General features: G+C 43.2%; 30 protein-coding genes. 2 read left to right on the forward strand and 28 right to left on the reverse strand.

Annotated elements, in window-relative coordinates:
• Positions 1 to 49 precede the first annotated feature (49 nt).
• From rpsK to rplC, 24 genes are all read right to left on the reverse strand, one after another.
• Entirely contained in the window at positions 50 to 445 is a 396-nt protein-coding gene (rpsK, locus tag VB711_RS03125; RefSeq protein WP_010998331.1) for a 30S ribosomal protein S11, read from the reverse strand.
• A gap of 54 nt (positions 446 to 499) precedes the next feature.
• Positions 500 to 880 carry a 30S ribosomal protein S13 gene (gene rpsM, locus VB711_RS03130; protein ID WP_323284233.1) on the reverse strand — a complete coding sequence of 127 codons (381 nt, stop codon included), beginning with the start codon at positions 878 to 880 and terminating at the stop codon, positions 500 to 502.
• A gap of 69 nt (positions 881 to 949) precedes the next feature.
• A complete protein-coding gene (gene rpmJ, locus VB711_RS03135; RefSeq protein WP_015129703.1) occupies positions 950 to 1,063 on the reverse strand; it encodes a 50S ribosomal protein L36 in 114 nt (37 codons plus the stop codon).
• Positions 1,064 to 1,179: 116 nt separating this feature from the next.
• Positions 1,180 to 1,404 (reverse strand): translation initiation factor IF-1, encoded by a 225-nt coding sequence (infA, locus tag VB711_RS03140; protein ID WP_006276978.1) that lies wholly within the window; start codon positions 1,402 to 1,404, stop codon positions 1,180 to 1,182.
• 164 nt (positions 1,405 to 1,568) lie between these two features.
• The gene (locus VB711_RS03145) at positions 1,569 to 2,123 is read right to left on the reverse strand and encodes an adenylate kinase (protein WP_323284234.1); all 555 of its coding nucleotides are present in this window, start codon (positions 2,121 to 2,123) and stop codon (positions 1,569 to 1,571) included.
• Positions 2,123 to 3,436 (reverse strand): preprotein translocase subunit SecY, encoded by a 1,314-nt coding sequence (gene secY, locus VB711_RS03150; protein ID WP_323284235.1) that lies wholly within the window; start codon positions 3,434 to 3,436, stop codon positions 2,123 to 2,125. Before secY ends, VB711_RS03145 begins: the two co-directional genes overlap by 1 nt.
• A 101-nt stretch (positions 3,437 to 3,537) precedes the next feature.
• On the reverse strand, positions 3,538 to 3,981 hold the full coding sequence (rplO, locus tag VB711_RS03155) for a 50S ribosomal protein L15 (protein WP_323284236.1): 444 nt from the start codon (positions 3,979 to 3,981) through the stop codon (positions 3,538 to 3,540).
• Positions 3,982 to 4,086: 105 nt separating this feature from the next.
• Positions 4,087 to 4,611 carry a 30S ribosomal protein S5 gene (gene rpsE / locus VB711_RS03160; protein ID WP_323284237.1) on the reverse strand — a complete coding sequence of 175 codons (525 nt, stop codon included), beginning with the start codon at positions 4,609 to 4,611 and terminating at the stop codon, positions 4,087 to 4,089.
• 184 nt (positions 4,612 to 4,795) lie between these two features.
• Positions 4,796 to 5,158, reverse strand: a complete 363-nt coding sequence (rplR, locus tag VB711_RS03165) for a 50S ribosomal protein L18 (protein ID WP_323284238.1) — start codon at positions 5,156 to 5,158, stop codon at positions 4,796 to 4,798.
• A gap of 2 nt (positions 5,159 to 5,160) precedes the next feature.
• Positions 5,161 to 5,709 carry a 50S ribosomal protein L6 gene (gene rplF / locus VB711_RS03170; protein ID WP_323284240.1) on the reverse strand — a complete coding sequence of 183 codons (549 nt, stop codon included), beginning with the start codon at positions 5,707 to 5,709 and terminating at the stop codon, positions 5,161 to 5,163.
• A gap of 82 nt (positions 5,710 to 5,791) precedes the next feature.
• Positions 5,792 to 6,193 (reverse strand): 30S ribosomal protein S8, encoded by a 402-nt coding sequence (gene rpsH, locus VB711_RS03175; protein ID WP_323284241.1) that lies wholly within the window; start codon positions 6,191 to 6,193, stop codon positions 5,792 to 5,794.
• Positions 6,194 to 6,213: 20 nt separating this feature from the next.
• Positions 6,214 to 6,762 (reverse strand): 50S ribosomal protein L5, encoded by a 549-nt coding sequence (gene rplE, locus VB711_RS03180; protein ID WP_323284242.1) that lies wholly within the window; start codon positions 6,760 to 6,762, stop codon positions 6,214 to 6,216.
• A gap of 46 nt (positions 6,763 to 6,808) precedes the next feature.
• A complete protein-coding gene (gene rplX / locus VB711_RS03185; RefSeq protein WP_323284243.1) occupies positions 6,809 to 7,156 on the reverse strand; it encodes a 50S ribosomal protein L24 in 348 nt (115 codons plus the stop codon).
• On the reverse strand, positions 7,156 to 7,524 hold the full coding sequence (gene rplN / locus VB711_RS03190; protein WP_323284244.1) for a 50S ribosomal protein L14: 369 nt from the start codon (positions 7,522 to 7,524) through the stop codon (positions 7,156 to 7,158). The genes rplX and rplN overlap by 1 nt, the downstream gene beginning before the upstream one ends.
• A gap of 19 nt (positions 7,525 to 7,543) precedes the next feature.
• Positions 7,544 to 7,795 (reverse strand): 30S ribosomal protein S17, encoded by a 252-nt coding sequence (gene rpsQ / locus VB711_RS03195; protein WP_323284245.1) that lies wholly within the window; start codon positions 7,793 to 7,795, stop codon positions 7,544 to 7,546.
• 6 nt (positions 7,796 to 7,801) lie between these two features.
• Positions 7,802 to 8,029, reverse strand: coding sequence for a 50S ribosomal protein L29 (gene rpmC, locus VB711_RS03200; RefSeq protein ID WP_323284246.1), 228 nt, complete (start codon positions 8,027 to 8,029; stop codon positions 7,802 to 7,804).
• A gap of 3 nt (positions 8,030 to 8,032) precedes the next feature.
• Positions 8,033 to 8,458: a 50S ribosomal protein L16 gene (gene rplP / locus VB711_RS03205; RefSeq protein WP_323284247.1), complete on the reverse strand. Its 426-nt coding sequence runs from the start codon at positions 8,456 to 8,458 to the stop codon at positions 8,033 to 8,035.
• A gap of 74 nt (positions 8,459 to 8,532) precedes the next feature.
• Positions 8,533 to 9,288: a 30S ribosomal protein S3 gene (gene rpsC / locus VB711_RS03210; RefSeq protein WP_323284248.1), complete on the reverse strand. Its 756-nt coding sequence runs from the start codon at positions 9,286 to 9,288 to the stop codon at positions 8,533 to 8,535.
• Positions 9,289 to 9,319: 31 nt separating this feature from the next.
• Entirely contained in the window at positions 9,320 to 9,673 is a 354-nt protein-coding gene (gene rplV / locus VB711_RS03215) for a 50S ribosomal protein L22 (RefSeq protein ID WP_323284249.1), read from the reverse strand.
• 57 nt (positions 9,674 to 9,730) lie between these two features.
• Positions 9,731 to 10,009 carry a 30S ribosomal protein S19 gene (gene rpsS / locus VB711_RS03220; protein ID WP_016952995.1) on the reverse strand — a complete coding sequence of 93 codons (279 nt, stop codon included), beginning with the start codon at positions 10,007 to 10,009 and terminating at the stop codon, positions 9,731 to 9,733.
• A gap of 96 nt (positions 10,010 to 10,105) precedes the next feature.
• On the reverse strand, positions 10,106 to 10,969 hold the full coding sequence (gene rplB / locus VB711_RS03225) for a 50S ribosomal protein L2 (protein WP_323284250.1): 864 nt from the start codon (positions 10,967 to 10,969) through the stop codon (positions 10,106 to 10,108).
• 48 nt (positions 10,970 to 11,017) lie between these two features.
• Positions 11,018 to 11,332 carry a 50S ribosomal protein L23 gene (locus tag VB711_RS03230; RefSeq protein WP_323284251.1) on the reverse strand — a complete coding sequence of 105 codons (315 nt, stop codon included), beginning with the start codon at positions 11,330 to 11,332 and terminating at the stop codon, positions 11,018 to 11,020.
• Positions 11,325 to 11,957: a 50S ribosomal protein L4 gene (rplD, locus tag VB711_RS03235; protein WP_323284252.1), complete on the reverse strand. Its 633-nt coding sequence runs from the start codon at positions 11,955 to 11,957 to the stop codon at positions 11,325 to 11,327. Before rplD ends, VB711_RS03230 begins: the two co-directional genes overlap by 8 nt.
• A 100-nt stretch (positions 11,958 to 12,057) precedes the next feature.
• Positions 12,058 to 12,699 carry a 50S ribosomal protein L3 gene (rplC, locus tag VB711_RS03240; RefSeq protein ID WP_323284253.1) on the reverse strand — a complete coding sequence of 214 codons (642 nt, stop codon included), beginning with the start codon at positions 12,697 to 12,699 and terminating at the stop codon, positions 12,058 to 12,060.
• A gap of 801 nt (positions 12,700 to 13,500) precedes the next feature.
• Between rplC and VB711_RS03245 the strand changes: the two genes are divergently transcribed.
• Positions 13,501 to 13,977, forward strand: a complete 477-nt coding sequence (locus VB711_RS03245; protein WP_323284254.1) for an NAD(P)H-quinone oxidoreductase subunit N — start codon at positions 13,501 to 13,503, stop codon at positions 13,975 to 13,977.
• Positions 13,978 to 14,048: 71 nt separating this feature from the next.
• On the opposite strand, the gene VB711_RS03250 is transcribed toward VB711_RS03245, so the two are convergent.
• Entirely contained in the window at positions 14,049 to 14,708 is a 660-nt protein-coding gene (locus VB711_RS03250; RefSeq protein ID WP_323284255.1) for a Uma2 family endonuclease, read from the reverse strand.
• Between the two features lie 429 nt (positions 14,709 to 15,137).
• On the opposite strand from VB711_RS03250, the gene VB711_RS03255 reads away from it, so the two are divergent.
• On the forward strand, positions 15,138 to 15,665 hold the full coding sequence (locus tag VB711_RS03255; RefSeq protein WP_323284256.1) for a DUF3172 domain-containing protein: 528 nt from the start codon (positions 15,138 to 15,140) through the stop codon (positions 15,663 to 15,665).
• Between the two features lie 34 nt (positions 15,666 to 15,699).
• On the opposite strand, the gene VB711_RS03260 is transcribed toward VB711_RS03255, so the two are convergent.
• The 3 genes from VB711_RS03260 to VB711_RS03270 all read right to left on the reverse strand — a co-directional run bounded on the left by VB711_RS03260 (position 15,700) and on the right by VB711_RS03270 (position 19,825).
• Positions 15,700 to 16,299 (reverse strand): AMIN domain-containing protein, encoded by a 600-nt coding sequence (locus tag VB711_RS03260; protein WP_323284257.1) that lies wholly within the window; start codon positions 16,297 to 16,299, stop codon positions 15,700 to 15,702.
• A gap of 267 nt (positions 16,300 to 16,566) precedes the next feature.
• Positions 16,567 to 18,768, reverse strand: a complete 2,202-nt coding sequence (locus VB711_RS03265) for a cation:proton antiporter (protein ID WP_323284258.1) — start codon at positions 18,766 to 18,768, stop codon at positions 16,567 to 16,569.
• A gap of 565 nt (positions 18,769 to 19,333) precedes the next feature.
• On the reverse strand, positions 19,334 to 19,825 hold the full coding sequence (locus VB711_RS03270; RefSeq protein WP_323284259.1) for an AAA family ATPase: 492 nt from the start codon (positions 19,823 to 19,825) through the stop codon (positions 19,334 to 19,336).
• Between the last annotated feature and the right edge of the window lie 39 nt (positions 19,826 to 19,864).

Genomic DNA, 19,864 nt, shown 5'->3' on the forward strand with positions numbered 1-19,864 from the left:
CAGCTTTTGAAAGAGCGAGGGATTTAAGATACTCGCTCAAATCTGGTGTTTAAACTCGACGACGCTTGGGTGGACGGCATCCATTGTGAGGAATAGGGGTGATATCCCGAATTAAAGTAATTTCTAATCCTGCACCTTGGAGAGCGCGGATAGCAGTTTCTCTACCTGCACCAGGACCACTAACCATCACCTCAATTTGACGCATACCTTGATCAATCGCACGTCGGGCTGCACTTTCGGCTGCGGTTTGCGCTGCGAAGGGTGTTCCCTTTTTTGCTCCCTTAAATCCACTAGAACCAGCACTAGCCCAGGAAATTACATCTCCGTTTTGATCTGTAATGGTGACAATGCTATTGTTGAAAGTAGACTGGATGTAGGCCATCCCATTGGGTACGTTCCGTTTCTGCTTTTTGCTCCCGGATTTTTTAGTTGGTTGTCTTGCCATATTTGTTGAGTGAATTTAAGGTAGAACTTGCTAGGACGAGCAAGTTTAAAAAATTTATTTGCCAGGAGCTTTCTTTTTCCCAGCCACAGTTTGTCTTCTTCCCCGTCTGGTTCTGGCATTGGTACGGGTTCTTTGTCCCCGCACTGGTAAGCCCATGCGATGACGACGACCTCTATAGCAACCAATGTCGATTAGACGTTTGATGTTTAGGGCTTCTAACCGTCGTAAGTCACCTTCAACCTGATAGTTGCTTTCTATTTCACCCCGGAGGGCTGCAACATCGGCATCATTTAGGTCTTTAACGCGGGTGTCTGGGTTTACGCCTGTAGCGGCAAGAATTTCTTGCGATCTTGATAACCCAATTCCATAAATGTAAGTCAGACCAATTTCGACACGTTTATCACGTGGAAGGTCTACTCCAGAAATCCGTGCCACAATGAATCTCTCCCTGTTGTTTTCGTAATTGCAGTTGGCAAAACGTGATTGATGGTCACGTTTTTCGTGCTATCCCTGACGTTGTTTGTGTTTGGGGTTGACACAAATCACCATGACGCGACCACGGCGTTTGATCACGTTACACTTTTCACAAATTTTCTTGACTGAGGCTCTGACTTTCATGCCTTTTGCGTTTGACTCCAAATAGTAAATTATAGCATTTCCAGCGAGAATATTTCAATTAAGTAATTGGGAAAAACCCAATTTGGCTGCTTTATGATAAGATGCTCTACATAGATTTACTTTTTCCGTAGTCTGTAGGTAATTCTACCTTTAGTCAGATCGTAAGGGGTAAGTTCCACTTTGACGCGATCGCCAGGTAAAATTTTGATGTAATTACGGCGAATTTTGCCAGAAATGTGAGCTAGGACGTTAAATCCATTGTCTAAGTCTACGCGAAACATTGCATTGGGCAATGACTCGGTGACTGTTCCTTCCATTTCAATCAAATCTTGTTTAGACAATTTGTTTTTTCCTCAATTCAACAATTCCCTATTACTTGGTAGTAATTTCATCTGCACAAGAGCATACTTTGGGAAATATATCAACGGTTTATTAATATATCTTAGCTAAAAGGGAATTAGGGAAGAGGAAATTGTGTTGCCTTCTGCCCATTCCCCCTCTGCTTCTAAGCTGTTATGACGTTTTTCAAAGCGGTGGTGACTTCTTCTTCGGACTGATTGCCGTTAACTGTGAGGAGTTTATGGCGATCGCTATAATAGTCAATCAGGGGAGCAGTTTCAGCACGATACACTTCTAAACGACGACGGATCACATCTTCGCTGTCGTCTTTGCGTCCTCTGCTTAATAACCGGGCGATGACGATTTCGTCTGGTACATCTAAATTGACTACTCTTTCACCACCTTGGCCGATTTTTCCGAGCAATTCCTCTAAAAAACCTGCTTGTGTAACTTTACGAGGGAAGCCATCTAAAATCCAGCCTGATTGAGCATCGGGTTGTTTTAGGCGTTCTTGTACCAAATCCTCTACTAATTGGTCAGGTACTAACTCACCTTGATCAACGTAGCTTTGGGCTTGAATACCTAAAGGTGTTTGATCCTTCATGGCTTGCCGTAATATTTCACCTGTAGAAATATGGGGAATTTGCCAAAAATCTGCCAAGGTTTGTGCTTGAGTCCCTTTACCTGCTCCCGGTGGTCCCAAGAAGATTAATCGCGTCACTATTGTTTCACCATTCCTTCATAACGCTGAGAGATGACGTAAGTTTGGATTTGTCTAGCCGTATCTATGGCTACACCGACTAAAATTAGCAAAGAGGTAGCACCCAAACCTCTAAAGGTTGGCACACCTAAAGCTCTTTCAACGGCGGTGGGGATAATTGCCACTAAGCCTAAAAAGACTGCACCCAAAAAGGTGAGTCGGTTGGCTACTCGCTCAATGTACTCACTTGTAGCTTTACCAGGACGAATACCAGGAATACTAGATCCCATTTTCTTTAAGTTCTGTGCCACATCCACCGGGTTGAGAATCAAGGAAGAGTAGAAGTAACTGAAGAAAACAATGGAAATCATGTACACCAGAGCATAAACCCAAGAACCTGATCCACTGGGACTTAGGTAGGTGTTGACTATATTAGCCAAGTCGCTATTTTTGGTAAAATTGGCCACTAATAAAGGCAAACTGAGGATAGCGGCGGCAAAGATGATCGGCATTACGCCACCTTGATTCAACCGCAATGGCAGAAAACTTCTCTGTTCAGCTAAAACTCTGCGTCCTACTTGCCGACGAGCAGAAATAATCGGTATGCGACGCATTCCTTCTTGAACAAAGACGATCCCCACGATAGTCAGCAAGAAAACTAAGATCAAGACGATGACCCGACCGACTATTTCCCGTCCCCCCACTTGTACTAAGTCGATGGTGTCACCCAAAGCTTTAGGTAAGGAAGCAACTATGTTGACAAAAATCAACAATGATGCACCATTACCAATGCCCTGTTCAGTGATGACTTCAGAAGCCCACATCACGAACATCGAACCTGCTGTGAGAGCGATCGCTGTTTCGGCGACAAAAACTGGTCCTGGATTTAAGGCAAATTGTTGAAGGAACAAGGCCGAGAAAGCCACACTCTGAACAACTGCCCAACATACAGTCACATAGCGGGTAATTTGGGATATTTTCCGCCGTCCTGCCTCACCTTCATTTTTCTGTAAATTTTCTAAAGAGGGAATAGCCGCCGTCAGCAATTGGATAATAATGGACGCATTAATAAACGGCAAAATTCCCAAAGCAAAGACACCTAAAGTAGAAAGTCCCCGCCCTGAAAAAATATCCAATAAACCGAAAATCGAATTGTTACCCGATATAGCTTCAGCAAATCTTTCCCGATTAATGCCTGGAACTGGTAAAAATATCCCCAGGCGAACCAAAATTAAAATACCGACGGTGACAAACAGCCGACCTCTCAGCCCTGCTGCTTGCGCCATCTGCATAAAAGTTTCTTGAGCCGTTGGTGCTTTATCTCGACTGATCATAGGATGCTACCTTTGAAGTGATGAAGTGATGAAGCAGGAAATGTGAAGTATAAAGTTTGAAGTTTGAAGTTTCTCTACTTTTATCCTTCCTCCTTCATGCTTTATTCAACTTCACAACTCCCGCCGGCTGCTTCAATTTTGCTACGAGCTTGACCTGTAAAAGCTGCGGCAATAACTTTGAGAGGGACATTTAGTTCCCCATTGCCCAAAACTTTCAATTTTCCTTTCACTGTAGTCAGAATCCCTGCTTCCTTTAAGGAGAGCAAAGTTACTTCTGTATCGGCAGGCAAGGAAGCCAGCTTTTCTACATTAATCGTAGTGTAAATTTTACGATTAACGAGGGGAAAACCCTTGAGTTTGGGAACGCGGCGGTACAATGGTTGTTGACCACCTTCAAAACCAGGGCGAGTACCGCTACCAGAACGGGATTTTTGACCCCGCATCCCTAAACCAGCACTAGCACCTTGTCCGGCGGAAATACCCCTACCTACACGTTTACGGCGTTTTTTTGAGCCTTTTTGGGGCTTAACATCGTTGAGTCTCATGATGCAATTAGTAGTTTTTTTACTCTAACTAAATACTGGGCGATCGCGACTCTATTAGCACATTATGTAAGATTCAAGATTGATATTGAATTTCCCACTGCGTTACTAAATATAGAGTTTTTCAATGGCAATGCCTCGATCTTCAGCCACTTCAGCCAATGTCCGTAAAGTAGACAAAGCATTAACTGCGGCTCTAGCGTTGTTCAAAGGATTATTAGAGCCAAGTTGTTTGGCTAAAACATTCCGAACTCCTGCCAATTCCAGAACAGTCCGCACTGCACCCCCAGCAATTACCCCAGTACCTGGTGCGGCTGGTCGCATCATCACCTTAGCACCGCCACCAACGCCATCAATGGGATGGGGAATGGAGTTGGACTTAGTGATGGGGATATCAATTAGATGTTTTTTACCATCGGCAACGCCTTTTTTAACAGCACCAATTACATCTGAGGCCTTACCTACACCCACACCAACTTGACCCCGTTCATTGCCGACGACGACAATGGCGCGGAAGCTGAGTTTTTTACCGCCTTTAACAACTTTGCTGACCCGACGGATTTGGATTACCCGTTCTTGCCAGGTAGTTTCTTCTTTTTTTGCGCGGCTTGCTTTACGACGACCGGTTACCATAATCTATGCTCTCTCAATGTCAGTTATCAGTTGTGAGCCTGCGCGGTCTAGGGGGTTTCCAGGCCAGTTGCTGCTAGTCGAGTAACTCCCCAATCAATGACTGGAAAACCTTTCAAATCAGTTATCAGTAAGGGGTTGGGGTTGTCTCATGAGCAACCACCGTCATCACCTGACTACTGAGAACTTAGAAATTTAAGCCAGCTTCCCGTGCTGCTTCAGCTAGGGCTTTGATTCGACCGTGATACAGGTTGCCACCGCGATCAAAGACTACTTGGGTGATCCCTTTTTCGAGCGATCGCACGGCGATTAATTTACCGACTTGGGCTGACGCATCACAGTTAGCCCCAGAAGTCAAGCTAGATTTCAACTCTGGTTCTACAGTCGAGGCCGCTACCAAGGTTTGATGTTGGGTATCATCAATTACCTGAGCATAAATATGCTCATTGGAACGGAATACAGCTAACCGTGGACGTGTGGGTGAACCACTGACTTTACCACGGACGCGCCGATGGCGACGCTGTTTTGATTCTCTACGAGTAAGTTTCATGTTTACTTCTTACCACCCTTACCAGTCTTACCAGCCTTCCGTCTGACCACTTCACCGGCATAGCGGATACCTTTGCCCTTGTAGGGTTCTGGTGGACGCACAGCGCGAATTTTTGCTGCTGTATTACCGACAATTTCTTTGTCATAGCCACTGACTATGACGTTAGTATTGCCTTCCACCGCAAACTGAATCCCTTCTGGTGGCTCAATTTGTACCTGATGGCTATAACCCATATTCAAAACCAGGTTGCGGCCTTGAACTTGAGCGCGATAACCCACACCTTGAATTTCCAGTCGGCGTTGAAAACCTTGAGAAACTCCTTCCACCATGTTGGCAACTAAAGTCCGGCTTAAACCGTGCATTTGCCTAGAGGTACGGGTTTCATCGCGGCGTGTCACCAGCAATGTTTCCCCATCCTGGGCAATGATCACATTAGCAGGTAGATTGCGAGAAAGTTCGCCTTTGGGGCCTTTCACTACTACCTTTGTGCCATCAATCGCCACTTGGACTTTAGGGGGAACAGTAATTGGACGTTTACCAATACGAGACATAACTTTTTGTCCTTTGTCAGTTATGAGTTATGAGCTATAAGTTTTTCTGAATAACTCCGGCACTCTCGAACTCCTAACTTGCTTACCAAATGTAGCAAAGCACTTCACCGCCTACATTCTGACGGCGTGCTTCCCGGTCAGTCATAATGCCACTAGATGTAGAAATAATGGCAATACCGATACCACCTAGAACTCTGGGTAATTCTTTTTTGTTGGAGTAGACGCGCAACCCTGGTTTGCTCACACGCTTGAGGGCGGTGATTAGGGGCTGACGAGTTCTACCCTTGTATTTCAAAGAAATTACTAGATTGCGTTTGATCCCTTCTTCTGCTTCTGTGAATTCAGCAATGAAGCCTTCTTCCTGTAGTACTTTGGCAATACTACGAGTCATTTTTGTGGCTGGCACGAGTGTAGTTTGATGCCTTGCCAGGTTAGCATTGCGGATGCGCGTCAGCATATCTGCAATTGTGTCGTTAGCCGCCATCGTTCCCTCTTTAGATGAACTTATTGATCGCGAAAGGGCATTCCCATTTCTTTAAGTAAAGCCCGGCCCTCTTCGTCATTTTTTGCTGTGGTAATGATGGAAATATCTAAACCACGGATTTGATCGATTTTGTCGTACTCGACCTCTGGAAAAATTAGCTGTTCCCTAACACCGAGAGTGTAGTTACCCCGTCCATCAAAGCTTTTGGGGCTAACGCCACGAAAGTCACGGATTCTGGGGAGTGAAAGGCTAACCAGGCGGTCGAGGAAGGCATACATTCGCTCTCCTCTGAGTGTCACCATAATCCCCACAGGCATACCTTGACGAATTTTAAAGCCTGCGATCGCTTTTTTTGCTCTGGTAACAACTGGCTTTTGACCAGTAACTAGGGCAATTTCGTTTAAAGACGCTTCTAGTGATTTAGCGTTTTGAGCCGCTTCTCCCAAACCTCTATTAATCGTGATCTTAATCACCTTTGGTACTTGATGTACGTTGGTGTATTGAAACTGATTAGTTAGCTTGGGGACAATTGTCTCCTGGTATAAAGTTTTGAGTCTTGTTGTCGCCATAGTTTTTTGTCCTGATTATCCCTGGTCTTGGTCAGGGAATTTGGGATTATTTATCCAGTATTTCACCCGTTTTCTTGAGCATCCTTACTTTCTTACCTTCGGTGGTGAAGGTGTAACAGATGCGACTAGCCACGTTTTGCTTAGTAGAATAAAGCATGACGTTGGAACTGTGAATAGGGAACTCTTGGGTAACAATTTGCCCAGATTCCCCTTCTTGCTGGGGTTTAACGTGCTTTGTTTTCAGGTTCACGCCTTTGACTAGGACTTTACTCAATTGGGGTAGTGCTTTGATCACTTCACCAACTTTGCCTTTGTCTTTGCCAGCGATAACCTGCACGGTATCCCCAGTCTTGACGTGCATTTTATGAAAAACTTTGGGTTGGGGTTTGGCCATTACAGCACCTCTGGAGCCAGAGAAACGATTTTAGTAAAGTTTTTATCGCGTAATTCCCGAGCAACTGGGCCAAAAACCCGTGTTCCTCTAGGATTACCATCTTTGTTGATGATCACGGCAGCATTATCGTCAAAACGAATACACATACCGCTATCCCGATTTACCGCTTTCCGAGTCCGCACAATTACTGCTTCCACAACATCGGACTTTTTAACAGCCATGTTGGGCGTAGCATCTTTGACAACAGCGATAATTTTATCACCAATGCCACCATAACGACGGTTTCCGCCGCCGATGATGCGGATGCACATCAGCTTACGAGCGCCGCTATTATCTGCAACATTGAGGTAGGTTTGGGGTTGAATCACAATTAGTCTCCCTGGGGAATTAACCTGTAGCTTTGGTATTCAGGACTTCTGTGACTTGCCAACGCTTGGTTTTGCTCAGAGGTCTAGTTTCCTGAATGCGGACGCGATCGCCCACTTTGCAGTTATTATCTTCATCGTGAGCTTTATAGCGTCGGGTTTGAACTACAATTTTGCCGTACTTGGGGTGAGGAGCGCGGTTTTCAACAGCCACTACCACCGTTTTTTGCATTTTGTCGCTCACTACCAAGCCAACTCGTTCTTTGACTGCCATAATCTCCTACTTTTGTTCTTGTTCTGCTTGAATTGCAGCCCGTTTACGTTCCCCCTCTACCGTCAGCAATTGGGATAGACGGTGGCGGGCGTGTTTGAACTGGTGGGGTTTTTCTAGTTGTCTAGTCGCTTTTTGCAACCGCAACTGAAATAACTGTTTTTTAACAGCAGTAATTTCCTCAACCAGTTGGTCGTCACTTAATTCTCTAGCTTCCGCAATCTTGGGAAGAGGCATAACCTACTCCTGCTCCTGTGGTTGAGAGCGCACAATAAATTTAGTTTTGATTGGTAACTTATAAGCAGCCAATCGCATGGCTTCACGGGCGATTTCTTCAGAAACACCGCCGATTTCAAACAAAATCCGCCCTGGCTTGACTACAGCTACCCAAAATTCTGGATTACCTTTACCAGAACCCATCCGTGTTTCAGCCGGACGCATAGTTACAGGTTTATCAGGGAAAATCCGAATCCAGATTTTGCCGCCCCGACGAATATAACGGGTCATTGCCCGACGAGAAGCCTCAATTTGGCGGGAGGTAATCCAAGAGGGTTCTTGGGCTTGGAGAGCAAAATCTCCAAAGTTGAGGGTACTACCACGGGTAGCTAGACCCCCCATTCGTCCGCGCTGTTGTTTGCGGAATTTAGTTCTTCTAGGGCTTAACATGGTTTGGTAATTGGTAATTGGTAGTTGGTAATTGGTAATTAGTAAGCTCTAGAGCTTCTTTCACCTTTTACTTTTTACCCTTCATTTGAGCGGTCTTCAAACTGCTGGCGGCGACGTTGTTGTTGACGACGACGGGGTTCCCGTTCACGATTGGCAGGTTGGGCTTGGGCTTCCTCCTGTCCAGGGATAATTTCTCCCTTAAACACCCAAACTTTAATGCCGAGAATGCCGTAAATGGTTTTGGCTGTGCAGCAAGAGTAATCAATGTCAGCCCGTAAGGTATGTAGAGGTACTCTACCTTCACGAGTCCACTCTGAACGGGCAATTTCTGCACCGTTGAGGCGACCACCAACTTGAATTTTAATCCCTTGTACACCTGCTCTTTGGGCCCGTTGAATTGATTGGCGTACTACCCGACGGAAGGAAACCCGGCGTTCTAATTGTTGAGCAATATATTCGGCGATTAAGTAAGCATCAGCGTCAACTCGTTGCACTTCCACTACGTTAATCCGAATTTGGCGGTTGCCACCCAACATTTGTTGGAGTCCAGTCCGCAATCCTTCAATACCTTGTCCACCACGACCTACAACTACACCTGGTCTAGCTGTCCTTACCTCTAGGTCGATTTGGTCAGCTTTGCGCTCAATCCGTACTTCTGAAATGCCGGCATTGTTTTGCGCGTATCTACCCAGTTTTTGTTCGATGTATTGACGGAGCCTGTGGTCTTCTTGTAGTAATTCTGGATAACGTCCAGGTACGGCAAACCATCGAGATTGGTGTTCTTGAGTAATACCCAGACGAAAACCGACTGGATGAATTTTTTGTCCCACAAATACTTCCTCTAAAACTTCTAACTGTAATTTATTGGACCGGAGTACCTACAGCCACGGTGATATGACAGGTTGGTTTGCGAATTTGGTAAGCTCGACCTTGCGCTCTGGGTTGAAACCGTTTCAGGACTGGACCTTGATCGGCGTAAGCCTGAGTAATCATCAGTTCTGCTCGATTTAATCCTTCGTTATGCTCGGCATTGGCTGCGGCACTTCTGAGAACCTTCAATACTGGCTCACAGGCTCGGTAAGGCATAAATTCTAGGATAATCAATGCTTCCCGATATGACCGCCCCCGGATTTGGTCGAGTACACGACGCACTTTAAAAGGAGAAATGCGAATATAACGGGCGATCGCTTTAACTTCAGTAGTATAAATTGCCATAATTTTCTCCATCTTTATCAATTAAAAATTAAAAAGATTTCTTTAATTCCTAATTGACTATCTACCCGATTTTTTATCGCTTTTGCCATGACCCCTGTAGGTGCGAGTAGGAGCAAATTCTCCTAACTTGTGTCCTACCATTTGTTCGTTCACAAATACTGGAACGTGTTGCCGTCCGTTGTGTACAGCTATGGTATGACCTACCATCATCGGCAAAATTGTCGAGGCTCTCGACCAAGTTTTAATCACTTGCTTTTCGTTTTTAGCATTGAGCTTTTCCAGCTTACTCAGCAAATGATCGGCGACGAAAGGACCTTTTTTAAGAGAACGACCCATAGTTCGATGTTGGAATTTAAATTTTCGAGTTTGAATTGATGTTTTTGGATTTCGTTAGGTTAAATAAACCCAATCTAAAATCCAAAACTTAAAATTCTAGGACTGGCGACCACCACGACCGCGTTTAGACGATTTACGACGGCGACGCACAATCAATTTGCTACTGGCTTTTTTGCGTTTCCGTGTCTTCGCACCTAGAGTAGGTTTACCCCAAGGTGTCACAGGGCCGGCTCTACCAATAGGCGCTCTACCTTCACCACCACCGTGTGGGTGATCCACCGGGTTCATGACGCTACCCCGGACTTTGGGACGACGACCCTTCCAGCGATTTCTACCTGCTTTACCCGCACTGAGGTTTCTAGCGTCAGTGTTGCCTACTTGTCCAATGGTGGCGTAGCACTCGCGGCGAATCATACGGACTTCACCGGAAGGTAATTTCAAAGTAACGTAATTCCCTTCTTTTGCCACAACTTCCGCTTTAGCACCGGCAGAACGGACGATTTGACCACCTTTTCCTGGGGTCATTTCTACGTTGTGAACTGTAGTACCCAAAGGAATATTTGACAGTGGTAAGGCGTTGCCATCTTCAAAGGGGGCATCTGGTCCAGCTATCACCTTTGTGCCTACTTTCATGCCGTTAGGTTGGAGAATATACCGTTTTTCTCCATCTTCGTACATTAAAAGAGCAATTCGGGCATTCCGGTTAGGATCGTATTCAATTGCTGTGACTGTTGCTTCTATACCTCGTTTATCTCTTTTAAAGTCGATAATTCGGTAAAGTTGTTTATGGCCGCCACCCCGACGACGGCTGGTTATCCGCCCTTGATTGTTCCGACCTTTCGGACGGTGTACTGATTCCGTTAAGGATTTTTCTGGCTCAGTTTTGGTAATTTCCGCGAAGTCGGAAATGGTAACTTGGCGAGTACTGGGGGTATAAGGGCGATAAGAACGAGTACCCATATTTTTAACTGCTCAGTGCTTTGTAAAGAAGTTTAAGCGATTAATTAACTAAACTTCTGGGAATAGAACTTTTCTAATTTTTTCTTCGTCCCCAGTGGCGACTGTGATAATAGCTCGCTTGTATTGGGGTCTGTAGCCAATAAATTTACCAACTCGGCGCTGTTTGCGGGGTGGGTTCATGGTATTGACTTTGACAACCTTGACTGCAAATAGGAGTTCTATTGCCGCTCTAATTTCCAGCTTGGTCGCTTTTGGAGTTACTTCAAAGGTATATTTGTTCTGCTCCATCAGGATTGTCGCCTTTTCGGTAACAATTGGGCGACGGATCAGGTCGGGCAAGTCGCGGGGGTCAACCTTATACACTGTAGACCTCCTGAATTTTCTCTAGGGTTGATGCTGTCACTACGATTTTGTCGGCGTGTAGCAAGTCGTAAACGTTTAATTGATCTGCGGCTATCAACTTGAGATTTTCAATGTTCCTAGCTGATAATTCGACGTTTTCGCCAATTTCCGCTAAAATTAACAGTGCTTTTTGATCTGGTGCTGCTCCCCAACGGGCTAATGCTGCTACCAAGTCTTTGGTTTTTGGGCGTTGTAACTCGTTGCTAAATTCTTCTACAACTATCAAGTCTTCAGCACGACTAACAAAGGCTGTGCGTAGTGCTAAACGCCGTTCTTTACGGTTCAATTTGAGGTTGAAATCTCTGGGTTTGGGTCCAAAGATTACACCACCACCACGCCACAGGGGTGAACGAATAGATCCGGCACGAGCGCGACCTGTGCCTTTTTGCCGCCAAGGTTTGCGACCACCGCCTCTGACTTCGGAACGAGTTTTTGTGCTGGCTGTTCCTTGGCGAGAATTGGTCATCTGTCTGACCAGGGCGCGGTGTACTATGTGCGATGCTGTTTCTGGTTTGGCAACTCGCAAGTCGAAGGATGTTTCCCCAACTTGTTCTCCTTGCCAATTTTTAATTACACTCTCAACCATTTTTCTGTCCTATGATTTAGTTGTTAGTTGCGAGCTTGGACTGACAGCCAAACAGGTAAGGGTCACTTAATTAATAATTAGCTGACAGCTAACAACTAAACTATTTTTTACGACCAACTAGATTTGTGGGTACAATACTTACTAATGCCCCTGGTTTACCAGGAATAGCACCTTGAATGAGTATTAAGTTCCGTTCTACATCTACTCGCACTACAGTCAGCTTGCGAATTGTGACTCGGACTCCTCCCAAACGACCTGCCATCCGTTTTCCAGGATAAACACGTCCGGGGGTTGTCCCTGCACCAATAGAACCTGGCGCTCTGTGGTTTTTGGAACCGTGGGACATGGGACCGCGAGCAAAGTTGTTACGCTTTTGGTTGCCGGCAAAACCACGACCAATACTTGTACCGATTACATCTACAGTTTGACCTGTACTAAAAATATCTGCCTTAATTTCTTGACCTAAAGCATAATCACTGGAGCTATCAGTGCGATACTCGTTTAAGTGCCGCAATGCTGGGGCTGAGGATTTTGCTAAATGACCCAGGAGGGGTCTGTTCAGCGCCTTGGGTTTGACTTCGCCATAGCCGACTTGAATGGCAGAGTAACCGTCGGTCTGTTTTGTTTTAACTTGTGTAACAGTGCATGGACCCGCTTGGATTACGGTGACAGGAATAGATTTTCCTGCCTCGTCAAATATTTGAGTCATGCCCAGCTTGGTGCCGAGAATACCTACAGACACAGTAACTGGTTCTCCTTTCTAGTTGCTGACCTTGGAATCTGACTTTTTAAGGACTAATTTAGTGTGAACCAGGGAAATTTGGACTGGCGTTGGACAGTGCAAATTCTTAATGATGCAACAAATTTTGTCCTGACTGTTTGGTGAGTCTGTTTATTTTCACTGAACTTAATCACCAAGTCAATCTTTTACCTTTCTCAATGAGAAGGCATTGTTTTGAGAATTAATGCAAGGCCTGATTGCTTTGCGCTTTGTGCAGCAATGCTCTAGTCCAAGCAATTGCTCTGGCACTCTACCGTTGTAGTTGGACTTAAGGGGTTAATCCCACTCAGTATCCATTTCCTGAGACTTAATATAGTACCATAACAGCAAAATTATGGCTCAGATTCTACTACTTTTATTTTTACCTTAAACTTTTGTTTGAGGCTTTGCCTGTTTTTAGGGGCTACGGGAGTGAACGGGATCTTCAGCTTGGGGTTTTTGCCTTTGGCTGTTGATTTTGACCTTTTAAGCTTTTCTAGTTTAGCAGTATCTTATGTGTTTGCGCTAGTTTATTTTTTTTGAGAAAACACAGCCATCAGTTTTTGATGCTTTCAACTAGCTCAGATGCCTAAGAGGGCTATCTAAATCTTGCTTTGTGGTAACAATCTAAAATTATAAATGATTTATTTGTTTTTGTCTAGTAGTTTGTGGTGAAGAAGTCTCGAATGTGGAATTTTGCTGAATTTGTGCGACTTAACCTCATTTAATTTAGAGCTAATGGGTGAATAATAGAGATATCTAAGTGGGACAAGAGGAAAATCTATGGCATTACTTACCACTGGCAACGGTTTAATCCGTGATTTGGAAAAATTTGGCGCTTTGGGTGTTTATGTTCCTCTAGAGGGGGGTTATGAAGGCCGCTATCTCCGACGGTTAAGGGCGCGTGGCTATACTAGCCTGAATATTACTGCGAGGGGATTGGGTGATGTGGCTGCTTATTTGACCCAGGTTCATGGGGTGAGACCTCCGCATCTGGGTAAAAAAAGCACTGGTAGTGGTGCGGCGGTAGGGGAAGTCTACTATTTGCCGCCTATGATCAGTTATCATTTGGAACAACTACCACCTAAGTCTAAGGGTTTGGTGTTGTGGATCATTGAGGGTCATGTTTTGTCTGATCAGGAAGTTGATTTTTTAGCCAATTTGCCTAAATTAGAACCAAGGGTTAAGGTGGTGATTGAGCGGGGTGGCGATCGCTATTTCCGTTGGACTTCTCTGGAAAAGACTCTGTTAGCTAGTTAGCTAGTTGTTTAAGCAGTTTGTAAGGGTGGGATTTCCCACCTTTACGATGCTATTGTTTATTATGGGGTGCGTTAATTCTGCGTTTCCTGTTGTAACCAAGCACGAAAATCTTTGCTAGATTGAACTTCATCAATTTGACAATTTTGTAAGAATTGATAAAGATTTTCTTTAATTATTCTCGAAAATGTCTGACTTTTTTCTACTTCAATATATTGATTATCTTGAAGTTGATAAATTCGTAGGATTTGACCGTTATAACGCCAAAATTCGGGTACACCCATGCTGGCATAAAACCTGATTTTGTTGATGTCAGTATGAGTAATATCTACTTCTACAATCAAGTCTGGTGGAGGATCTTGGTTTAAGTCAACTTTTTTTCCTGCTACTTTAGGTTGATTCTGAATGTAATAGCAGTTATCTGGTTCAGCACTTCTTTGTAAATCAGGACGATTTAAGGTGGTTGAACCCATTGTTTTAATTTTTAATCCACTTTCTTCTACCAAAATGCGGATGAATAGTTCAATTAATCTGGTAGCACTTTCATGTTCTTCTAAAGGCATGGTAATTTCTAATGTTCCTTGATCATAGATAAGTCGAGAAGAACGACTTTGACCTAATGCTGCTAATATTTGCTCGTAATTTTGCCAACTGATGTCGTGAAAAACTACTCGCTGTTCGGCTGGGGTAGTTTCTGGGGTAATGTTTTGGGGTTTGGTAGTTGTACTAACCATATCTACCTTCAAATTTAGCTTAATAGTTATTATAAGATGATATAGCAGAAGTCAGGAGTCAGGAGTCAGGAGTCAGGAGTTAAGAGTCTCTTGCCATAAGGCTTTTACTGTAGATTCTGTATCTCATTCAAGTGCATACCGCTATATGAATGATGTTAAATTGAATTTTGAATAAATGGGTAAACTTTTCTGATTGACAAAATAAGAGCGATGGCACTTTAGTTTCGGTTGATCAAATAGATTATATTAAATAGGTTGAGTATAGTGATTTTATTGTATTATTTATTATGACGAAATGCCGATTTTATAAACATGATGGGCATTAGATCGAAAATAGGGGACAATTTTCTTCAAGAATCGTCATACTGAAGAAGGGAGAAAAATTTCGATGAATCCCAGTCAATTTTCCATGAAGGTAAGCAACCTAAGATGAGACGTAAATCTAGTTATAGAGAAACTACCAATCCTTTACAATCTCCGGCATTAAATTTGACAATGATCGCTATTTTGGGTGGTGTACTGGTATTGGGTATTGGTATTGGTATTGCTTTTAGTTCGACAAGCACGTTGAGTCCATCAAATGTGGCTTCTCGTGAATTTATTGATACTAAAGCCCCAAACCCGGAAATTTGTGTGCAGTATGGGGCTAGTGCAATGGTAATGGACGCTAGACTGTTTGTAACTCTTAATCCTTTTAATGTCTATGTCGCTCAACCTAGTATGCGTCCTGGTTGTGTAATTCGACAAAATAATTGGGCAATTTTGGAGAATAAAAAACTTGTTACTTCGGATCAGGTGAGAGAATGTAAAAATCGTCTTAATACTTTCGGTTTTACTGGGAGTTTAGATAGTGAGAATCCTGATATTAGATGTATATATCAAAATGAATCTGCTCAAAACTTCTTTTTATCTACACCGGGGGCAGTTGCACCGTCTCAAGATACAGAAAGGTTTTAAATTCATTTATTTGCAAAGAGTGATTTTTGTTTAACTATTGAGGTAGGGGTTGACCAAATTCGATGACGGGTATGGGGGAAAAGGAATTTTGAGAATTGAGTGGGGGGACAATCACAAAAGGTTGTTGGGTGTTAGTGGTTGTTAGAGGTAGATTAGTTACGGCTGGTGGGAGTGTGTTCCATATTTGGGGAGAAAGGTCTTTAGCTGAAGAAGAGGTGCTATGATGAGATATGAGCGGACTTAATACCCAGCGAGTGGGATTTTTTGAGGAAAGGGGCTGAAGTTGGACATTTTGGGGATCTACAAATGTTCCTGGTGCTAAGTCGAGGACGATGCGAGTTACATTGGGGTCTAATTGGCCTAAACGGATTCCCTGAATTGTTCCTTGATATTTGCCTATGGTAGGTACAGAACCTAATGCGGTGTTAGGAAGATCGATAACTAAGCGTGAGGGTTGGGGAAGGTAGAAGTAAATGGGAGTTGTGGTGGCTGAGAGGGTAATTTCTAGTTTCTGTGTTTTTGGGTGAAAATGCCATCGTTTGAGTTGTACGGTTGGTGCGGCAAAACTGATGTTATTTGCCAGGGTTAAGGCTATGATTGAGCTAAAACAGCTAATTTTCAGTACTTGCTTCATTTTGGGTGTGGGATGTTGGGGATTAGTGCGATCGCTAAAAGTTAAAATTATTTAGGGTTTGGGTCAGGAGTCAGGAGTCAGGAGTCAGGAGTCAGGAGGAAGAATTAGGAGAAGAGAATAATAGTCTTGAATCTGGTCAAGTGATAGGTAAAGGAACAGTTTTAACGCTTATTCCTTGCACCCGGTTCGTCTGTTTCACATTCAAACTCTTGATCTATCTAGGTTTTAGCTTTATATGCCTAACGGCACGCTATCACCAAGTCCTATTTATAACCTCAACTCATGAGTTTGAATCTCGCTGAGAAGAGAGTTAAGATGGCAAGTGACTTGACTATAACGACGGGTAATCAATAGTGAAGAATGACATTGGATAGCTAATTGATCAGTGTATCTTCCTAAAGTCTGACGTTCAATCCCCCAAGCACGGCTAGTACCGGCAATAGTTAAATCTACTTTGGCTGAGGCTTGGACTACATCTGAGATGGGTTCGGGAGACTTGATGGTTTTAATTTCAATGCGATCGCGTACACTGGGGGGTAGTTGCCCAATCATGGCCTGTAATTCGTAACTTAATTCTTCTTGGAGATGATTTTCTTTAAATACCTGTAAAACCTTTAACATACAAGTATCCCGGTTAATTAGCAATCGCAGGGCGAGGATTAAGGCTAAATCATCATGGATATTTGCGGAATAGGGAACTAATAAACTTTCTAAGCGATCGCTACCTTTATCTATAAATACAGCCACATCAACGGGTGCAGTAGCCAGAATCTGTCCCACACGGCCACCTAAACGATTATTACTAAAAGCTGGACGATGCCATCCGACAACAATTAAATGAGGTTGTTCAATTTCGGCAATTTCGGCTGTTTCTCTGGCAACATTATTAGATATGCGAACAATGGGATGGATGTAGCCACGGATAAATGGCGGTTCTAGGGTATTAATTAATTCTTCTAATTGTTGACGACGCTGGGTAATTAACCGATTTGCTTCCGATGGGGTACTCTCAAAGGCATAGTCTTCTTCCAATTCTATCAAACTCAGAGGATTGATAATAGCAGGTTGTTGGAGTCCAAAAGTGTTGGAGGGTTGTGCCAAGGCCACGGCTAAATGTAACAGACCTTTTTGGGTGCTGGGGTTAGCGACTGGTAACAAAATCTTGTAAGAGGGAATAAAAGATTCTCGATTTTCTATATCTGGATCTATTTTCTGTTCCGGTTCTGCGTCTACTATATCTAGTTTGATTAGGTGTTTAGGATATATCCATTCCAACAGAGGGGAAGTCATAAAAGTTGTCACCAAGGCCATAACTACTAGGATGGTAAACAATAAGGGGGAAATTACACCCAATTCTAGACCAATATTTAGCACAATTAACTCAGTCAAGCCGCGAGTATTCATTAGCCAACCAAGGGCTGAGGCTTCCCGTTGATTAATGCCACTGATACGAGCCGCTACATAAGTACCAATATATTTGCCAGCGATCGCAACTCCCAAAACCAAAACACATAATAACCATAACTCTGGTCGATTTAGTAACCCAATTTGCGTCCGTAGACCACTATAGGCGAAAAAGATTGGTAATAGAAAAATCAGGACAAAATCTTCAGTTTTTACGGCAATTTCCCGGACTAATTCGGCATTTTTAGGCATAGCTGCACCGAGTAAGAACGCCCCAAAAATGAGATGAATACCAATAAATTCGGTGATTAAGGCAGAAGCCACCACTGCCATATAAATTAAAGCTAGAACTAATTGACTCAGACGTTTGCTACGACGGTAATGGGCATTGAGACGTTTGAGAAACCAACTGCCGACGGTGAAGATAAAGCCAATGTAGAGTAGACTTTCGAGAATAGTTAGTACAGCTTGTTGGTTAATGGTACCATGTCGAGCGACAGCGATCGCGATCGCTAAAATGCACCATCCTGTCACATCATCAACCGCAGCACAAGTTAACGCCAATGTTCCCAATCGTGTTCCTTGTAAGTTGTTCTCAGTAATAATTCGCGCCAGCACAGGAAAAGCTGTAATTGACATCGCCGCCCCGAAAAATAAAGCAAAGGCGGTAAAAGACACACTAGCATGAGAAACTAAGGGATAAAGCAGCAAGGATAAGATTCCTGATAGAGAAAAAGGAACAATAATACTGATATTAGAAATCAGAATAGCTGCCTGTAAATTATTACTCAAATATTTAGGATTTAGTTCCAAGCCAATGAGAAACATGAAAAATATCAGTCCTATCTGAGATAAAACATTCAAGAAAGGAAGAGTTTCTGCTGGAAACAAGGTTGCTGTCATTTGGGGTGCAACCAAACCAAATAAAGATGGACCAAGGATAATACCTGCGACCATCTCACCAATTACCAAAGGTTGCTTAATTGACCGAAATCCCAGCCCTACCAGCCGTGATAATCCAATTACAATCAGTACCTCAACTAGAACTAGAATTACTGTGTGCATGGTTTCCTCCCAACAGACTATCTGGGTTTCCTAAGATAATTCTTTAAAACCCTAGAGAATGTCAACCTTTTAGTCACATTTAAAGTTTATTCTTATTTATTTATCATGTTAATTATTGTTACTAAGCTATATTTTCTATAAACATACTTCTACTGAATTGCATAGATAATCATCAAATAATTGATGTATTTTTAGCATATCCGTCAAAATATCATGATTATTGTCAATTAAATCCCTGAAAAATGAACCAAAGGTTTGAATTTCCTGCGGAGGAAAAAACTAAATAGGGCTTGCTGTTCGCGTAGCGTGCCGTTAGGCATAAAAGTCTTTTCGTTAGGGCTAGGAGTCAGGAGTCAGGAGGAAGAATGAGAAGAATATAGTTGAATTTGGTCAAGTGATAGGTTTTTGGTAGTTTCAACGCTTATTACTTGCACCTGATTCACTTTTTTAACCTTCAAACTTTTGATATATCTAACAGGACTTACGCAAAATACCGCTCAAATCCTTATTCCTCTGTGTCCTCTGCGTCTCTGTGGTTCGTTATTCCGTAACCCTTGTATTAAGACTAAAGCCTAATATCCAGTGTTGTAATATCGCCAATTTCGTCAATTGCATCTCCCTGTTTGACCACAACACAGTCATCTGAAAAATGCAAGCCAAAAAATCGTGAGTTGAGTTCAGTATTTTGCTCGTCAGTCATTAATATTTCAAGCTCCCGCAACAGAAATAAACTGTGAGTGGCAAGAAATACTTGAATACCTGTTTTACTTAGACTTACAATGCTTCGGGCTACTTGTTTAATCAGTAGTGGATTAAGATTTGCTTCAGACTCATCCCAAAATAAGAAACCTTTATCCATTAATACCCCCGTTGCAATTAAACGCGCCAACATTGCTAATTTACGCTGGCCTTCTGCAACAAGGGGCATCTCAAATCGACCGCGCTTGTTGTTCAAATAAAAACGTCCATTTTTATCTAGCTCGATTGAGCCACCCATTGCTTGTTCAAGCGGAGTTAACAATTCCTGAATTTTTTTCTCCTTAGTTCCTCTCTGCAAAGGATGCTAGAAATACAATTTTGTATATAGGACTCCTAA

The organism is Cronbergia sp. UHCC 0137 (assembly GCF_034932285.1).
Classification (GTDB): Bacteria; Cyanobacteriota; Cyanobacteriia; order Cyanobacteriales; family Nostocaceae; genus Cronbergia.

Coding starts and splice junctions, on each gene's coding strand:
- VB711_RS03265 (WP_323284258.1), bottom strand. CDS start 18,768: ATGCACACAGTAATTCTAGTTCTAGTTGAGGTACTGATTGTAATTGGA.
- secY (WP_323284235.1), bottom strand. CDS start 3,436: ATGATCAGTCGAGATAAAGCACCAACGGCTCAAGAAACTTTTATGCAG.
- rpsQ (WP_323284245.1), bottom strand. CDS start 7,795: ATGGCAGTCAAAGAACGAGTTGGCTTGGTAGTGAGCGACAAAATGCAA.
- rplF (WP_323284240.1), bottom strand. CDS start 5,709: ATGTCTCGTATTGGTAAACGTCCAATTACTGTTCCCCCTAAAGTCCAA.
- rplD (WP_323284252.1), bottom strand. CDS start 11,957: ATGGTTGAGAGTGTAATTAAAAATTGGCAAGGAGAACAAGTTGGGGAA.
- rpmJ (WP_015129703.1), bottom strand. CDS start 1,063: ATGAAAGTCAGAGCCTCAGTCAAGAAAATTTGTGAAAAGTGTAACGTG.
- rplO (WP_323284236.1), bottom strand. CDS start 3,981: ATGAGACTCAACGATGTTAAGCCCCAAAAAGGCTCAAAAAAACGCCGT.
- rpsE (WP_323284237.1), bottom strand. CDS start 4,611: ATGGTAACCGGTCGTCGTAAAGCAAGCCGCGCAAAAAAAGAAGAAACT.
- rplE (WP_323284242.1), bottom strand. CDS start 6,762: ATGGCGACAACAAGACTCAAAACTTTATACCAGGAGACAATTGTCCCC.
- rpsK (WP_010998331.1), bottom strand. CDS start 445: ATGGCAAGACAACCAACTAAAAAATCCGGGAGCAAAAAGCAGAAACGG.
- rplR (WP_323284238.1), bottom strand. CDS start 5,158: ATGAAACTTACTCGTAGAGAATCAAAACAGCGTCGCCATCGGCGCGTC.
- VB711_RS03250 (WP_323284255.1), bottom strand. CDS start 14,708: ATGGTTAGTACAACTACCAAACCCCAAAACATTACCCCAGAAACTACC.
- rpsS (WP_016952995.1), bottom strand. CDS start 10,009: ATGGGTCGTTCTCTTAAAAAAGGTCCTTTCGTCGCCGATCATTTGCTG.
- VB711_RS03260 (WP_323284257.1), bottom strand. CDS start 16,299: ATGAAGCAAGTACTGAAAATTAGCTGTTTTAGCTCAATCATAGCCTTA.
- VB711_RS03255 (WP_323284256.1), top strand. CDS start 15,138: ATGAGACGTAAATCTAGTTATAGAGAAACTACCAATCCTTTACAATCT.
- VB711_RS03245 (WP_323284254.1), top strand. CDS start 13,501: ATGGCATTACTTACCACTGGCAACGGTTTAATCCGTGATTTGGAAAAA.
- rplB (WP_323284250.1), bottom strand. CDS start 10,969: ATGGGTACTCGTTCTTATCGCCCTTATACCCCCAGTACTCGCCAAGTT.
- rpsH (WP_323284241.1), bottom strand. CDS start 6,193: ATGGCGGCTAACGACACAATTGCAGATATGCTGACGCGCATCCGCAAT.
- rplX (WP_323284243.1), bottom strand. CDS start 7,156: ATGGCCAAACCCCAACCCAAAGTTTTTCATAAAATGCACGTCAAGACT.
- rplP (WP_323284247.1), bottom strand. CDS start 8,458: ATGTTAAGCCCTAGAAGAACTAAATTCCGCAAACAACAGCGCGGACGA.
- rpmC (WP_323284246.1), bottom strand. CDS start 8,029: ATGCCTCTTCCCAAGATTGCGGAAGCTAGAGAATTAAGTGACGACCAA.
- rplV (WP_323284249.1), bottom strand. CDS start 9,673: ATGGCAATTTATACTACTGAAGTTAAAGCGATCGCCCGTTATATTCGC.